General features: G+C 72.5%; 13 protein-coding genes. 10 read left to right on the forward strand and 3 right to left on the reverse strand.

Annotated features, from left to right (window positions below):
• The first annotated feature begins 27 nt into the window (after positions 1-27).
• The 8 genes from ACIBW6_RS22905 to ACIBW6_RS22940 all read left to right on the forward strand — a co-directional run bounded on the left by ACIBW6_RS22905 (position 28) and on the right by ACIBW6_RS22940 (position 8,014).
• Positions 28-2,442 carry a WD40 repeat domain-containing protein gene (locus ACIBW6_RS22905; protein ID WP_399062420.1) on the forward strand — a complete coding sequence of 805 codons (2,415 nt, stop codon included), beginning with the start codon at positions 28-30 and terminating at the stop codon, positions 2,440-2,442.
• Positions 2,443-2,710: 268 nt separating this feature from the next.
• The gene (locus ACIBW6_RS22910; protein ID WP_399062421.1) at positions 2,711-3,403 is read left to right on the forward strand and encodes an RES domain-containing protein; all 693 of its coding nucleotides are present in this window, start codon (positions 2,711-2,713) and stop codon (positions 3,401-3,403) included.
• A 606-nt stretch (positions 3,404-4,009) separates the two neighbouring features.
• Positions 4,010-4,441 carry an XRE family transcriptional regulator gene (locus ACIBW6_RS22915; RefSeq protein ID WP_399062423.1) on the forward strand — a complete coding sequence of 144 codons (432 nt, stop codon included), beginning with the start codon at positions 4,010-4,012 and terminating at the stop codon, positions 4,439-4,441.
• A gap of 160 nt (positions 4,442-4,601) precedes the next feature.
• Positions 4,602-4,847: a hypothetical protein gene (locus ACIBW6_RS22920; protein ID WP_399062425.1), complete on the forward strand. Its 246-nt coding sequence runs from the start codon at positions 4,602-4,604 to the stop codon at positions 4,845-4,847.
• Entirely contained in the window at positions 4,844-6,793 is a 1,950-nt protein-coding gene (locus ACIBW6_RS22925) for a helix-turn-helix domain-containing protein (protein WP_399062427.1), read from the forward strand. Before ACIBW6_RS22920 ends, ACIBW6_RS22925 begins: the two co-directional genes overlap by 4 nt.
• Entirely contained in the window at positions 6,794-7,369 is a 576-nt protein-coding gene (locus tag ACIBW6_RS22930; protein WP_399062429.1) for a transcriptional regulator, read from the forward strand.
• Between the two features lie 64 nt (positions 7,370-7,433).
• Positions 7,434-7,628, forward strand: coding sequence for a hypothetical protein (locus tag ACIBW6_RS22935; protein WP_399062431.1), 195 nt, complete (start codon positions 7,434-7,436; stop codon positions 7,626-7,628).
• Positions 7,625-8,014: a type II toxin-antitoxin system death-on-curing family toxin gene (locus ACIBW6_RS22940; RefSeq protein ID WP_399062433.1), complete on the forward strand. Its 390-nt coding sequence runs from the start codon at positions 7,625-7,627 to the stop codon at positions 8,012-8,014. Before ACIBW6_RS22935 ends, ACIBW6_RS22940 begins: the two co-directional genes overlap by 4 nt.
• 117 nt (positions 8,015-8,131) lie before the next feature.
• On the opposite strand, the gene ACIBW6_RS22945 is transcribed toward ACIBW6_RS22940, so the two are convergent.
• Genes ACIBW6_RS22945 through ACIBW6_RS22955 form a run of 3 tightly spaced genes read right to left on the reverse strand, consistent with a single transcriptional unit; the run spans position 8,132 to position 10,600 of the window.
• A complete protein-coding gene (locus tag ACIBW6_RS22945; RefSeq protein WP_399062434.1) occupies positions 8,132-8,908 on the reverse strand; it encodes an ABC transporter permease in 777 nt (258 codons plus the stop codon).
• Positions 8,905-9,885 carry an ATP-binding cassette domain-containing protein gene (locus tag ACIBW6_RS22950; protein ID WP_399062436.1) on the reverse strand — a complete coding sequence of 327 codons (981 nt, stop codon included), beginning with the start codon at positions 9,883-9,885 and terminating at the stop codon, positions 8,905-8,907. Before ACIBW6_RS22950 ends, ACIBW6_RS22945 begins: the two co-directional genes overlap by 4 nt.
• Before the next feature lie 46 nt (positions 9,886-9,931).
• The gene (locus ACIBW6_RS22955) at positions 9,932-10,600 is read right to left on the reverse strand and encodes a DUF4097 family beta strand repeat-containing protein (RefSeq protein WP_399062438.1); all 669 of its coding nucleotides are present in this window, start codon (positions 10,598-10,600) and stop codon (positions 9,932-9,934) included.
• A 260-nt stretch (positions 10,601-10,860) separates the two neighbouring features.
• Here ACIBW6_RS22955 and ACIBW6_RS22960 point away from each other — a divergent pair, with 260 nt between their 5' ends.
• Positions 10,861-11,595, forward strand: a complete 735-nt coding sequence (locus ACIBW6_RS22960; protein WP_399062440.1) for a helix-turn-helix domain-containing protein — start codon at positions 10,861-10,863, stop codon at positions 11,593-11,595.
• A gap of 230 nt (positions 11,596-11,825) precedes the next feature.
• Positions 11,826-15,422, forward strand: a complete 3,597-nt coding sequence (gene dnaE, locus ACIBW6_RS22965) for a DNA polymerase III subunit alpha (protein ID WP_399062603.1) — start codon at positions 11,826-11,828, stop codon at positions 15,420-15,422.
• Positions 15,423-15,479 lie beyond the last annotated feature (57 nt).

The following is a 15,479-nucleotide window of genomic DNA, read 5'->3' on the forward strand; positions in this document are numbered from 1 at the left end:
CTCGGTGCGGCCCGCGCAGGGGTGCTCGTGACCGGGCCCGAGGACGTCGCGCGCGGGCACGCGCTGGAGGACGACGGGGACACCGAGGCGGCCGTGCACGCCCGGATCGCCGCGCGGCTCGCCGCACTGAGCACCGAGCCCGGCAGCGTGCCCCCGCCCTACGCCCGCCGCCACCTGGCCCGGCACGCCGCGCTCGGGCACGTCCTGGACGACGCGCGGGTCCCGCCGCAGGCGCTCGCCTGGGACACCGGCGGCGGCATCCGCGCGCTGCTCCACCACACCCCGGCCGGCGGGCCCCGCCAGTGGCTGACGGCCTGGTCCGCCATAGAGCCCTACCTGCGCGAGGCCCCGCTGCCCTCCCGGATGGCCAGCCTGCACCTCGCCCACACCGCGCTGACCTGGCCGGCCACCCCGCGCACCCGGATGCCGCCGGAGGCCGCGCCGCCCGCCGACAGCCCGCTCACCGCCCACTTCGCCGACTGGCGGCTGGCCGCGAACGTGTGGGCGACCCTGCCCGCCACCCCCACCCGGCTGCTCACCCTGGCCCACCCGCAGCGGGGCCCGCAGGTCGCCGTCGCCACCGCGACCGGCACCGTGGAGTTCCTCGACGCGGCGACCGCGCACCCCGTGGGCGCCCCGCTCGCCGCCCACACCGGCGAGATCCGCGCCCTGCACGTCAGCCCGCCCGACGCGGCGCGGCGGCAGTACCTGGTGAGCGCCGGCACCGACGGCACCGTACGGCTGTGGGACGCGCACCGGCACGCGGCGCTCGGCTGCCACACCGACTCCACGTGGTTCGACGCCGCCCTGTGCTGCCACGACGACGAGGGCCGGCTCACCGTCCGGGCGGTCAACGGCCGCAGCGAGCTGACCGGCTGGGCGCCGCCCGCCGGGGCGAGCGTCCTCGCCACCGCACCTCCCGTGCTGCGCGGCGCCCTGGCCACGCTCGTCGACACCGACGGCGAACGCGTCGTCGTGCACGCCGCGGACGAACTGACCGTGCACCTCCTCGACGGCACCGTCCGCGCCACGCACCCGCTGCCCACCCACGCCCGCACGGTGACCGCGGGCGAAAGGCCCGGCCTCTTCTACTGCGGCCACGCCGACGGCAGCCTCACCGCCTGGTCCGTCAACGCGGGCCGGCTGCCCGCCGCCGCGCCCGGCCACGGGGAGCCCGTCACCGACCTGTGCCTGCTCACCCTGGCCGACGAGGTCACCGCGGGCACCGGCGGCACCGCGGGCACCGCGGGCACCGGCGGCACCGCGGGCACCGGCGGCCCCGTTCTCGCCGCCGCCCGCGGCCGCACCGTCACCCTCTGGGCGCCCGCCACCGCCACCGTGGCCGAACTGCGCGGCCACACCGACACCGTCACCGCGCTCACCGCGCTGCCCCAGAGCCCGGACCGCCCCGGCGCCCTGCTGTCCGGCGCCGCCGACGCGACGCTGCGGCTGTGGACCGCGGCCGACGTCGGCCGCGCCCTCACCGGGGGCGACGCCCCCGCCCCGCGCCCGGGCGCCGGCACCGCGCTGTGGCACAGCGACAGCGGCCCGCTCCTCGCGACGGCCCACGACACCACCGTCCGCCTCACGGCCACCCGCACCGGCGCCACGACCCTCGCCTTCTCGGGCACGGAACCGGTCCTCGCCGTCGCCTGGGCCCGCCGCGCCACCCAGCGGCTGCTGCTGTGCGCCGACGCCACCGGCACCGTCCACGGCTGGGACCCGGCGGCCCCCGAGCTCGACCCGCGGCCGTTGCTGGACTGCACCGTGCCGACCCGCACCGTCGCCGCCTGCGCGAGCCGGGACGGCGCCCTGTCGCTGCTCCTCACCGCCTCCGAGGACTGCCACGTCCGCCTCTGGGACCTGCACACCACCACCCTGCTGCGCGACTGGACCAGCCACACGATGAGCGTCAAGGCGCTCGCCGCGGCCTGCACGCCCGAGGGCCGGCCCTGGCTGGCCAGCGGCGGCACCGAGGGCGTCGTCCACCTGTGGGACCCCGCCCGCGCCGCGGACAGCGCCGACCGGATCCGCTGCGACCAGGGCATCCTGCACGCGCTCGCCCTCAACACCGCCCCCGGCGACGGCCTGCCGCCGTTCCTGGCCACCGCGGGCGACCAGGCCGACATCCGGCTCTGGGACCTGGCCACCACCCGCCCGATCGGCCCGCGCCTGACGGGCCATCACGCCCCGGTGCACGCGCTGGCCACCTTCACCGCCGAGCACCGCACCTACGTCGTCAGCGCGGCCCGCGACGGCATCGTCCGGCTGTGGGACGCGGCCACCGCCAGGTGCCTGCTCACCGTGGCGACGGCCACCCCGCTGACCTGGCTGGACGCCACCCCGCACCCCGGCACCGCCACCGCCGACCTGGCTCTGGCGGGCCCGGCCGGCGCGGCCCTGACCAGCCTGGACCTCGCCCACCCGGCCCTGGCGGGCTGAGAGCCTGTCACGCCGATCGCACGCACCCCCGCCCCCGACACATGCTGCCGGTCTATGCGCCCCCCGGAATGCTTCGTGCGCCCCCCGGATGTCTCGCAAGTGACTCGCGTCCCGGCCGTCCGGCCACCACAATTGATCAATTGTCCCCTGTCCCCGCCCACCTGGTCAGGACAGGCGGCGCAGCAGACCACCCCTGGAGCCCGCCGGCCGGAGCCGGCGGGCCGCCCCGTTCAGAGGGCCTGAGCGGACGACGACCGGAGCCGCACGTATGAGCACCAGCCCAGCAGCCGACGTCAGACTGATACCGGCCCCTGCCGACGGCGTCTGGCGACTGGGCAAGAAACCCGACCCGCTCCGCTACGACCGGCTCACGCCCGCGGACGAGCGCAGCCCGGCGGGCAACGCCTGGAGCGGCATCGCCCACGGCACCCTCTACTGCGCCACCCAGCAGGACGGCTGCTTCGCCGAGGCGCTCGCGCCGCTGCGGGTCCACCCCGAGCTGCGCGAGTACGTCGACGTCGACTGGCACGAGCCGTACTTCGTGGGCCCGGGCAAGATCGTGCGGGACTGGTCGGCCAAGCACACGCTGGTGCGATTAGAGCCCGCCAAGGGAAGCCGCTTCCTGGACATCGACGACGACACCACGCTCAAGGCGCTGACCGCCGCGCTCGAACCGCGGCTCGCCGGGCTCGGCGTCACCCCGCCCGCACTCACCCGCGACCACACCCAGGGCTCCCACCGCCGACTCACCCGCGCGATCGCCCGCTGGGCCCACGAACAGCGCACCCCCCAGGGCGCCCCGAGCATCCACGGGATCGCGTACAAGTCCCGCTTCGGCATGCGCCAGTGCTGGGCGGTCTTCGACAACACGACGGTCGAACGGCTCGAATCGACCTACGTCTTTCCCGAGTCGCTCCCCCTGCGCACGGTCGCCCACGAGTACGGTCTCCAGCTGCTCTGACCCGGCGCCCCGGCTCCGGCCGGATGCGACCGGCCCGACCGGACCCGACCGGTCCTGACTGGATCCACCCGCAGGATCCACCCGAAAGCCCACCTTCAACACACCGGAATCTAACCCGTAAAGGCGCCTGCCGGACGGTGGAAAGCAGCCAAATATGGTGGCGCGAACGATGGCCGAAAACCGCAAGGAGCGAGCGAAGTCGCAGGTGGGGAAGGTGGAAGCGGGGAGTCCGGCGCCATGCCGGGCATATGACGTTTCCTCAAAGTCGCCGTCTACAGGTGGAGTTGACCTACCACTCTGGGTACGCTTTTGGTTACTGACATCCGAGGGGAGGGCATCATGAAGCGGTACGGAGTGGGGTCGACGCGGCCATCGAGCGGACCGGGCCGTCCCGCTGCGCTGCTCTCCGCCCCGCGCCCGAGCGGCTCCGCCGCGCCCCGCAGCGGTCACGCTTCCCCGCGGGCGCGCGTCCTTCCCCGAAGCGTTTCCTGCCCGGTCGGCCGCGCCGCGTTACCGGCGCCGCGCCGGGTCCCACCATTCGTCGTCCGGCGCGCCGTCCCCTCGTGGAGTTCACGGTGACGACCCGGGCCAGCGAGGGAGACTGACATGCCCCCGATCAAGGCCGAGCCCCGCAGCGCGTCCGCCGCCCTCAAGGCGCACAGCGCTGCCGTCAGCACGCCCATCGCCGACATCGCGCGCTTCCTCCAGGAGAACCTCGGCCAGCGGCTCACCGCGCGGATGGCCGGTATCAACGACGCCAAGCAGGTGGGCCGCTGGGCCGCCGGCACCAGCCGGCCCAGGCCCGAGGCCGAGGCCCGGCTGCTCGACGCGATCCAGATCTTCCACCTCATCCAGGCCGCGGACTCCGTGTACACGGCCCGCGCGTGGATGATCGGGATGAACCCGCAGTTGGAGGACATGGCCCCGGCCCTGTGTATCGCCGAGGACCGCGCCCGGGACGTCATGGTCGCGGCGCGCGCGTACGTGGAGGCGACGCACAGCGCCGCGCCGGAGGTCTCGAGCGCGGCGGCGGCCTGAACGCCAGAGCACCACTGGTCCCACCGACAGCCGTTCCCGCCCCCGCACCGGGGCGGGAACGGCTGTCCTGCGTGTACCCGTACCCGGCGGCCTCGCTCCGCCGCATTTCACGGACCGTCCGTGAATTGACTTGCGTCGCGGAACTTTCGACAATGCGGGCGTGACGGACAGGGACGACGAGCGGGAACTCGCCGAGGCGGTGGCCGCCCTGCGGGCCGCCGAGGAGCGGGTCGCCGCGGCCCTGCGCGGCTATCTGTCCCGTGACCCGGTGACCGGCCGCCCCGCCCACGGCCGGATCGGACGCGCGGCGCGTCTCACCGGGTGGGGGGAGCAGCGGGTGAAGGAGACTGTCACCCCGGCCCTGGCGGAGCGTCGCCGGGCCAAGCGGAAGGCGACCGGTTCATGAGTGACTTCGACGCCATCGACTCGCTGCTCGACTCGGTGGCCCCCGAGGCCGCGCTCCCCGCGCCCGAGGTCCGCCGCGACCTGCGTGCCCGGGCCCGCCTGTCGAAGGCGCAGGTGGCGCGGGCGCTGGGCGTGAGCCCGTCGACGCTCACCGCCTGGGAGACGGGCCGCGACCCGGCGGGCGACATCCGCCGCAAGTACGCGTACTTCCTTGACGGCCTGGCCACGAAGTTCGCGGCGGCGACGCCGACCGAGACGCGGGCCGACGCCCCGCCGGAGCCGCCTTCGAGCATTGCGGGGACTGCCGCCCCGGTGGGTCGGTCCTCGGGTGCTGCGGGGGGCGCCGGTGCGGAGGGTGCTGTTGCTGCGGTGGGTGCCGGTGCCGAGGGGGCTGACGCCCCGGTGGGTGCCGGTGCCGAGGGTGCCGCCCCCGTGGCGGGTCGGTCCTCGGGGGCTGCCGTCGGGGGCGCCGAAGCCGGGGGGACGCACGCCTCGGCCGGCCCGCGCGCGGGTGCTGCCGCCCCGGGTGCCGGTGCTGACGGGGCCGACGACGACGTGGAGTACCTGTCCGCACCCGAGCCCTGCGTCCTGTGCGGGCAACCGGCGGCGCAGCGGGTAGCCGGATTCACCCAGCACCTGGACCCGGCGGAGTGCGGCCGGACGGCCCCGGCGGCCGGCGCTGCCGCGGAGACCGCCGAGCCCCCGGCCGGCCCACCCGCGGGGCGGGCCCCGCAGACGCCCGCCGGGGGCGCCCTCCAGCCGTCCGCCGAAGGGTCCGCGCGACCGCCCGCCGCAGACGCCCCCCAGCCGCCCGCCGGGGGCGCGCCTCAGCCATCCGCGGGGCGAGCCGCGCAGTCGTCCGCCGGGGGCGCCCCCCAGCGGCCCGGCAGGCGCGCCCCCCACCCCACCACGGGCACAGGCGGCACCCGCACCCGCACCGCCCCCGGAGGGCCCCCCACCCGGCGTGCCTTCCAGCCCTCCCATGAGCCGGGGGACCTCATCGGGCAGGCCGTCCGGGCCGCGCTCGCCGCTCATGAGGGGGACGTGGAGGCGGCGACGGCGGCGCTGGTCAAGCGGGCCATCCCGGACGCGATGGCGCTCCTGGACGAGACCCGCAAGGGCGCCAGGTACGACGTGATCGCGCACCCGTGGATGCCGGACATCCTGAAGAAGCAGACCTCGCGCGGCGCCGACCAGATCTGGGAGGGACGGCCGAAGTGGACCCGGGCCGAACTGCCGCCCGGCGAGCACGAGGTGACCGCGCTCGACATCAACGGCGCCTACCTCTCGGCCCTCAAGACCCACCTCCCCATCGGCCAGCTGGAACACTCCACCGGCTTCGACCACGACCGCCGCCGCGCCGGTGTCCACCTGATCACCCCCGCGCCCTGGCTCCACGACGAGGTCCTGCCGAACCCGCTCGGGCAGCGCGACGAACCGGGCCCGCTGTGGGTCACCGAACCCACGCTGCGCCTGCTCCAGCGGGTGTCGGGGCCCAAGTACGGGCTGTGCGAGCCGCCCGAGATCCACGAGTCGTACACCTCGGGGGCGACCGAGAACCTGCTGGAGAAGTTCCGGATCGCGCTCAAGGACGCCCGGGACACCGCGCTCGCCGAGGAGGACGACGTCACCCTGGAGTACGTGAAGGCGATGTACTCCAAGTTCGTCTCGACGATGGGGGAGTCGAACTACAACCGGGAGCTGTACCGCCCGGACTGGATGCACCTCGTACGCTCCCAGGCCTTCGCCAACCTCTGGATGAAGGCGCTCAAGGCGTACGAGGAGGGCCTCACCGTGGTCCGCGCGATGGGCACCGACGAGCTGCACCTCATCGGCGACTGGCGCCGGGTCTTCCCCGAGGGGCGCGGGGTCACCGAGGTCAAGGTCAAGGACGTCTACACGGCCGGTGAAGCCGCGGACGAGGGCACGACGGACACGGAGGAGTAAGTGCCGGAGCGCACCAAGGAGTTCGGGAAGTTCGGGGCCCAGGGCATCAAGGGCCACGAGGCGGTGGCCCGGCAGCTGGACCGGCTGGCCGGCTTCATCGCCACGCCCGTCACCCAGCGCCGCGGTCTCATGGCGCGGCTGCACTACCTGACCCGTACGGACAGCGCGAAGGCCGCCGCGCGCCGGGCGGGGCTGACCGTCACCGACCGCACCCTGAAGGCGTGGCTGACGGGCCGGCGCAACCCGACGGCGAAGAACCTGGAGCGCATCGACACCGCGTACCGCACGGTCCGCCGCGCCAACGTCTCCCGGCACCTGCTGGCCCGCCTCAACCGCCGGGGCCGCGGCACCCGCGTCGAGTTCCACCCCCTGAACCAGTCCCAGGTCCCCCGCCCCCTGCAACGCGTCGTCGACTACCGCACCCTGAACGTCCGCCGCTGGGACCGCATCGTCGACGCCTGGGCCGCGGACGACGGCAGGGCCCTGGACGACGCCTGGATCAACGACGTCGTCGTCGACCTCGGCTCGCAGTGGGGCGAGTACGAATACGTCACGAACATCGGCTTCGCGGCCTGACCGTGCCGCCCGCCGCCGGCTGGTATCAGGTTGCCACCAGATACCAGCGCGGTATCATCCACCCATGGCCATGACTCTGCGACTCCCCGACGACCTCGACGCCGCGCTCGGCCGCCGCGCCGCCGCGACCGGGCGCAGCAAGCAGGCCCTCGCGATCGAGGCGATCCGTGAGGCCGAGGAGCGCGCCGACCTGAGCGTCCACAGCGTTCTGGCCGAGCTGACGGAGACCGACGCGGAGATCCTGGACTATCTGAAGTGAGCGTCCGCCACGTCCAGCTCGACGAGATCCTGGCCATCGCGGCCGCGGTCAACGGCACCGAGCACGGCGTGCGCGATCTCGGGCTGCTCGCCTCGGCCGTCGAGCGGCCCCGCATCCACGTGTTCGGCACGGAGATGTATGTGTCCGTGCACGAGAAGGCCGCCGCGCTGCTGCACGCCGTGGCGCGCAATCACGCGCTGATCGACGGCAACGAGCGCACGGCCTGGCTCGCGATGCGCTTCTTCCTGCGGGTCAACGGTCTGCCCGCCGGGCATCCGGTGCCGCCGGCCCGGCAAGCGGGCCCGTTCGTCGAGGACGTCGCCCAAGACCACCTCGACGTGCCCGCGATCGCCAAGCAGCTGCACGCGTGGTTCCCCGTCGGCTGACGTCGGGCCGGCATGCGGGCGGGTGCCGGACGGGTCGCTTGTGCCCGTACACACCGATGAGGCGGCGTACCCCGACCAGGATGTCGGGGTACGCCGCCTCCGGCGTGTCATGGGCGGCTACTTCTGGTCGGCGTCGAACTGGGACTTGGACCAGCGGTGGCCCAGCAGGGTCAGGGCCAGGCACCAGGCCAGGGCGATCCAGCCGTTGTTGCCGATCTCGGTGCCGAGGAGCAGGCCGCGCAGGGTCTCGATGGCCGGGGTGAAGGGCTGGTACTCGGCGATCGGCTGGAACCAGCCGGGCATCGAGTGCAGCGGGACGAAGGCGCTGGAGATCAGGGGGAGCAGGATCAGCGGCATCGCGTTGTTGCTGGCCGCCTCGGCGGTGGGGCTGCCGAGGCCCATGCCGACCGCGATCCAGGTCATCGCCAGGGCGAAGAAGGCGAGCAGGCCGAGGGCGGCCAGCCACTCCAGGAGGTTCGCATCGGTGGAGCGGAAGCCCATGGCGACCCCGACGGCCCCGACCAGGACCACGCTCAGGATCGTCTGCAGGACGCTGCCGACCACATGGCCGAAGAGGATGGAGCTGCGGTGGATGGCCATGGTGCGGAAGCGGGCGATGATGCCCTCGCTCATGTCGGTGGAGACCGAGACGGCGGTGCCGATGGTGGTCGAGCCGACGGTCATCAGCAGGATGCCGGGCACGATGTAGGCGATGTAGGCGGAGCGGCCCGCGCCGCCGCTCATGGTGTCACCGAAGATGTAGACGAACAGCAGGAGCAGCATGACCGGGGTGAGCAGCAGGTTCAGCGTGAGCGAGGGGTAGCGCCGGGCGTGCAGGAGGTTGCGGCGCAGCATCGTGGACGAGTCGCGGACGGCGAGGGAGAGGGTGCTCATCGGACGGTCTCCTTGGACGGGGCGGGGACGGTGGCGCCGGAGCCGGCGGTGGTCTCGGTGAGGGCGAAGAAGACGTCGTCGAGGTCCGGGGTGTGCACGGTGAGTTCGTCGGCCTCGATGCCGGCCGCGTCCAGCTGGTCGAGGACGGCGCGCAGATCGCGCTGGCTGCCGTCGCTGGGCAGCTGGAGCGTCAGCGCCTCCTCGTCGTGCGCGGCGGCCTGGGCGAGGGAGCCGGCGGCGTCGCGGTAGGCGGCCGGGTCGGTGAAGCGCAGCCGGATGTGGCCGCCGGGGACGAGCCGCTTGAGCTGCTCGGCGGTCCCTTCGGCGGCGATCTTGCCGTCGTGCAGGACCGCGATGCGGTCGGCGAGCTGGTCGGCCTCCTCCAGGTACTGGGTGGTGAGGAAGACGGTGACGCCGTCGGTGACGAGTTCGCGGATGATGCCCCACATGGTGTGGCGGCTGCGCGGGTCGAGGCCGGTGGTCGGCTCGTCGAGGAAGATGATCCGCGGGCCGCCGACCAGGGTCATGGCGATGTCGAGGCGGCGCTTCATGCCGCCGGAGTAGGTGGAGGCGGGCTTCTTCGCGGCCTCCACCAGGTCGAAGCGGGCGAGGAGTTCGGCGGCGACCCGCCGCCCCTCGCTCTTCGACAGGTGGTGCAGGTCGGCCATGAGCAGCATGTTCTCCTCGCCGGTGATCAGCCCGTCGACGGCGGAGAACTGGCCGGTGACGCCGATCGCCGCGCGGGCGGCCTGCGCCCCTGCGGGCAGTTCGTGGCCGGCGATGCGGATGGTGCCGGAGCCGGGCCCGGCCGGGACCAGGGTGGAGAGGATCTTGACGGCCGTGGTCTTGCCGGCGCCGTTGGGACCCAGCAGGGAGAAGATCGTGCCTTCGGGGACGCTGAGGTCGATGCCGTCCAGGACGACCTTGTCGCCGTAGGACTTGCGCAGCCCGTTCGCCAGGATGGCCGGGTTCGTCATGAGGAGTGCTCCTTCGAGGGCGTACGAGGTCGGGGCGGCGGGTCGCTCAGAGGCTGCGGGCGCTGATGTCGCCCTGCTGGGTGGTGGCCTTGATGGTCAGCTCGGGCGTCCCGCCGCTGTTGCGCAGGGAGTTGACGACCCGTCCGAGGGTGGTGCCGGCGTCCAGCGCGGCGCTGACGCCGGGGGCGGCGACGACGGTGACGGAGCCCTGCTGCGTGCTGAGGGTGAGCGTCCCGCCGTGGGCCTCGGTGACGGTCAGGTCGCCCTGCATCGTGCTGATCTCGCCGGAGCCGGCGAGCCGGCCGACGGTGATGTCGGCGTCGAGGCCGGTCAGGCGCACGCTCGCCGCCTCGTCGATCTTGACCTGGCCGGAGCCGCCCTCGAAGGCGACGTCACCGAGGCGTCCGACCCCGCGGAACTCGGCGGCGGCGGCCTTCGCCGCGACCCGGGAGCCGGCCGGCACCTGGACGGTCACTTCAACGGCACCGGAGCCGCCGAGCAGCCGGTTCTTCGCGGGCGCCGCCTCGACGCGCAGCACCCCGTCGTCGTAGCCGGCGGTGACCTGCTCGGCGGCCTTCACGTCCCGGCTCTTCGAGGCGTTCGCGGGCCGGACCTCCACGGTGGTGTCGGCGCGGTCGGCGGCGATGAACTGGATGCGGCCCGCGGGGATCTCGACGACGGCGAGGACCGGGGCGGCGGTGGCGAACTTCTGCATCGTGTGCTCCTTCGTCAGGGAGCCGATTCGGTGCGGCTCGCCGTTTCTGATGAGTGAAACGCTACGTTGCATTCACGATGTTGGCAACGAGCTTGTTGCGCTACAACCCAGTAATTGCAGCTCAAGGCGGCAATTTCATTGCAATGAATGCCGATTTAATGCAACGCCGGATGCGCGTTCGTTGCAATGGACTGGCGGTGAACGCTATGCTGACGGCCCCGGGCGCCCCGGCGGCGCCCGCGACACGAAGGAGACCGCGCATGCCGGGAGGCAGGCTCACCCAGCAGGAACGCCAGCAGATCGCGCTGGGCCTGGCCGACGGTCACGCCTACGCGGAGATCGCCAGACGCCTGGACCGCCCCACCTCGACCATCACCCGCGAGGTCATGCGCAACGGCGGCCCCACCGCCTACCGCGCGGAGATCGCTCACCGCGCCACCGGGCACCGCGCGCACCGCCGCCGCCAGGCGGCCCCCCGCGGGGCGCAGGCCGCCGAACTGCCCTACGGGCGCGACCCCGAGGCGGTGCGCGAGTACGAAGAGGTGTTCACCACCGTCATGATGGCCTCGGGCGCGCCCAAGATGATGTCCCGGGTGCTGGCCTGCCTCTTCGTCACCGACGAGGGCAGTCTCACCGCGGCCGAGCTGGTCGAGCGGCTCCACGTCAGCCCCGCCTCCGTCTCCAAGGCGATCACGTTCCTGGAGAGCCAGGGGCTGGTCCGCCGGGAGCGCGACGAGCGTCGCCGCGAGCGCTACGTCGTCGACAACGACGTCATGTACCAGTCGATGATCGCCAGCGCCGTCGCCACCGCCCAGCTCGCCGACACCGCGCGCCAGGGCGTCGGCCCGCTCGGCGCCGGCACCCCCGCCGCGGTCCGCCTGGAGAACGTGGCCCGCTTCCTCGACTACGTCTCCGAGAGCACCGTCCGCGCCGCGGACCAGGCCCGCGACGTCCTCCACACGCAGTCGGCGACGCCCCCCGAGGAGACCGGCTGACGCGCCCCGCCCGGCAGCTGTGCCGCCCCTTTGAAGATCATCCGCTCCACGCGACACAGCGCCACGCCGGGCGGTGCGGCGACTTCTCTCCGTGAGACCGGGAGGTCACCCGGGCGGGGCCGGGGCGGGGTGGTCCGCAGCCGTCCGCGGAGCGGCGATCCGATCATCGTCCGGGGTTAGGGTGCTGGCTTCACGCTCCCGTCCACGACCCTTCGGAGGTGGCCCTCCCGGTGCCGGATTCCTTTGTTCACCTGCACAATCACACCGAGTACTCGATGCTCGACGGCGCGCAGAAGCTCAAGCCGATGTTCGCGGAGGTGGAGCGGCAGGCCATGCCCGCCGTCGCCATGAGCGACCACGGCAACATGTTCGGCGCGTACGAGTTCCATCAGGTGTCCAAGGGCTTCGACGGCGTCAAGCCGATCATCGGGATCGAGGCGTACGTCGCCCCGTCCTCCCGCCGCAACCGCAAGCAGGAGTTCTGGGGCCCCGGCGGCCAGCGCGCCATGTCCGACGACGGTGAGGGCTCCAAGGACGTCTCCGGCGGCGGCCGCTTCACCCACATGACGATGTGGGCGCAGAACGTGCAGGGCCTGAAGAACCTCTTCTCCCTGTCCACCGAGGCGAGTTACACCGGCCAGTTCCCGGCGGGCAAGCCGCGGATGGACAGGGAGCTGATCTCCGAGCACGCTGCCGGCATCATCGCCACGACCGGCTGCCCCTCCGGCGCCGTCCAGACCCGGCTGCGCCTGAACCAGTACGACGAGGCCCGCGAGGTCGCCGCCGCGTACCAGGACATCTTCGGCAAGGACTCCTACTTCCTGGAGCTGATGGACCACGGCCTGTCCATCGAACGGGACGTGCGCGAGGGCCTGTTGCGCCTCGCCAGGGACCTGAACATCCCGCTGCTCGCCACCAACGACGCGCACTACGTCCACCAGGACCAGTCCGACGCCCACGACAACCTGCTGTGCATCGGCGTCGGCAAGAACAAGGCCGACGAGAAGCGCTTCCGCTTCAACGGCAACGGCTACTACCTCAAGACCGCCGCCGAGATGCGCGAACTCTTCGCCGAACTCCCCGAGGCCTGCGACAACACCCTCCTGATCGCCGAGCGGATCGGCTCCTACGACAGCGTCTTCGAGAACGAGGACGAGATGCCGCAGTACCCGGACGTGCCGGAGGGCGAGACACAGGAGTCCTGGCTGCGCAAGGAGTGCCTGGCGGGGCTGGAGATGCGCTACGGCACTCCGCTGCCGGCCGAGGTCACCGAGCGGTTCGAGACCGAGATGACGGTCATCGGGCCGATGGGCTTCTCCTCGTACTTCCTCGTCGTCGCCGACATCTGCCGGCACGCCCGCGACAACGGCATCCCGGTCGGCCCGGGCCGCGGCTCGGCCACCGGCTCGATCGTGGCGTACGCGACCCGCATCACCGAACTGTGCCCGCTGGAGCACGGCCTGCTCTTCGAGCGGTTCCTCAACCCCGAGCGCATCAACCCCCCGGACGTCGACCTCGACTTCGACGACCGCCGGCGCGACGCCATGGTCCGCTACGTCACCGAGAAGTACGGCGACGAGTACACCGCGATGGTCAACACGTTCGGCAAGATCAAGGCCAAGAACGCGATCAAGGACTCCTCCCGCATCCTCGGCTACCCCTTCCAGCACGGGGAGCGCATCACCAAGGCGCTGCCGCCGGACATCATGGGCAAGTCCATCCCGCTCGACGGCATCTTCGACTCCGCGCACCCGCGCTACGGCGAGGCCGGCGAGATCCGGCAGATGTACGAGAACGAGCCGGACGTCCGCAAGGTCATCGACACCGCCAAGGGCGTGGAGGGCCTGACCCGCGGCACCGGCGTGCACGCCGCCGCGGTGATCCTGTCCAAGACGAAGCTGACCGAGCGCATCCCGCTGCACATGCGCGCCAAGGACGGCGTCAAGATCACCGGCTTCGACTACCCCAGTTGCGAGAACATGGGGCTGGTCAAGATGGACTTCCTGGGCCTGCGCAACCTGGGCGTGATCGACCACGCGCTGAAGAACATCCGCGAGAACCGGGGCGTACGGCTGGCCACCGTCGACCCGGGCAACGGCGACGACGGCGTCACCGTCATCCCGCTCGACGACAAGAAGACCTTCGAACTCCTGGGCCGGGGCGACACGTTCGGTGTCTTCCAGCTCGACGGCGGCGGCATGCGCGCCCTGCTCAAGCTGATGGAGCCCTCCCGCTTCGAGGACATCGCCGCCGCCCTCGCCCTGTACCGGCCGGGCCCGATGGCCGCCAACGCGCACACCAACTACGCGCTGCGCCAGAACGGCAAGCAGAACCCGGACCCGATCCACCCCGAGCTCAAGGAGGTCCTCGACCCGATCCTCGGCTCCACCCACCACCTGCTCATCTTCCAGGAGCAGATCATGGCCATCGCCCGGACGCTCGCCGGGTACACCCTGGGCGGCGCCGACATGCTGCGCCGCGCGATGGGCAAGAAGAAGCCCGAGGTGCTGGCCGCCGAGTGGCAGAAGTTCCACGACGGCATGGAGGCCAACGGCTACTCGGAGGAGGCCATCAAGGCCATCTGGGACGTCATGCTCCCGTTCTCCGGCTACGCCTTCAACAAGTCCCACACCGCCGGGTACGGGCTCGTCTCGTACTGGACGGCCTACCTCAAGGCCAACTACCCGGCCGAGTACATGGCGGCCCTGCTCACCTCCGTCGGCGACGACAAGGACAAGGCCGGCATCTACCTCGCCGACGCCCGCAAGCTGGGCGTGACCGTCCTCGCGCCGGACGTGAACGAGTCGCTCGCGGAGTTCGCGGCCGTCGGCGACGACGTCCGCTTCGGCCTGCTGTCGGTGCGCAACGTCGGCGACAACGTCATCGAGTCGATCATCGAGGCCCGCAAGTCGGCGGGGAAGTACACCTCCTTCGGCGACTTCCTCGACAAGGTGGAGCTGCCCGCCCTGAACAAGCGGGCCGTGGAGTCCCTCATCAAGTCCGGCGCCTTCGACTCCCTCGGCCACACCCGCAAGGGGCTGTCCGCCGCGCACGAGAGCGCCATCGACGCGGTGGTCCCGCTGAAGAAGGCGGCGGCCTACGGGCAGGACGACCTCTTCGCCGACCTCGGCGGCGCGGGCGGCGACGGCGGGGGCTTCAGCCTGGACGTGCCGATCAGCGACGACGAGTGGCCGCGCAAGCAACTCCTCGCCACCGAGCGGGAGATGCTCGGCATGTACGTCTCCGCCCACCCGCTGGACGGTACCGAGCACATCCTCTCCGCGCACCGGGACACCACCATCGTGGACCTGCTCGCCTCCGGCCGCACCGAGGGCATGGTGCGCCTCTCCGGCCTGATCACCAGCGTCCAGCCGAAGATGACCAAGCAGGGCAACGCGTGGGCGATCGTCAACCTCGCCGACCGCGACGGCACCACCGAGGTGCTCTTCTTCCCCGCCACCTACCCGCTGGTCGCCGCCGCCCTCGTGGAGGACAGCGTCATCACCGTCCAGGGCCGGATCAACGACCGCGACGGCGCCATCAGCATCTTCGGGCAGGAGCTGCAGGTCCTCGACGTCAGCTCCGCCGAGCGCGACGGCGCGGCCCCGGTCCGCCTCCAGCTGCCGTACCACCGCATCACGGAGCAGTTCGTCGGCGAACTCAAGCGGATCATGGGCGCGCATCCCGGCCAGAACCCGGTCTACGTCGCCGTGCGCGGCCCGCGCAAGACGACCGTCTACCAGCTGCCGTCCATGGTGAACGCCACCACCATCGCCTCCGACATCAAGGGCTCCTTCGGCCCCGACGCGTGGCAGGGGGTGGCGTGACACCGCACTCCCGGACAGAAAGGGACGAAAGTCCCGATATGTAACCGTCGGGGCGGG

The organism is Streptomyces sp. NPDC049813, assembly GCF_044465085.1.
Classification (GTDB): Bacteria; Actinomycetota; Actinomycetes; order Streptomycetales; family Streptomycetaceae; genus Streptomyces.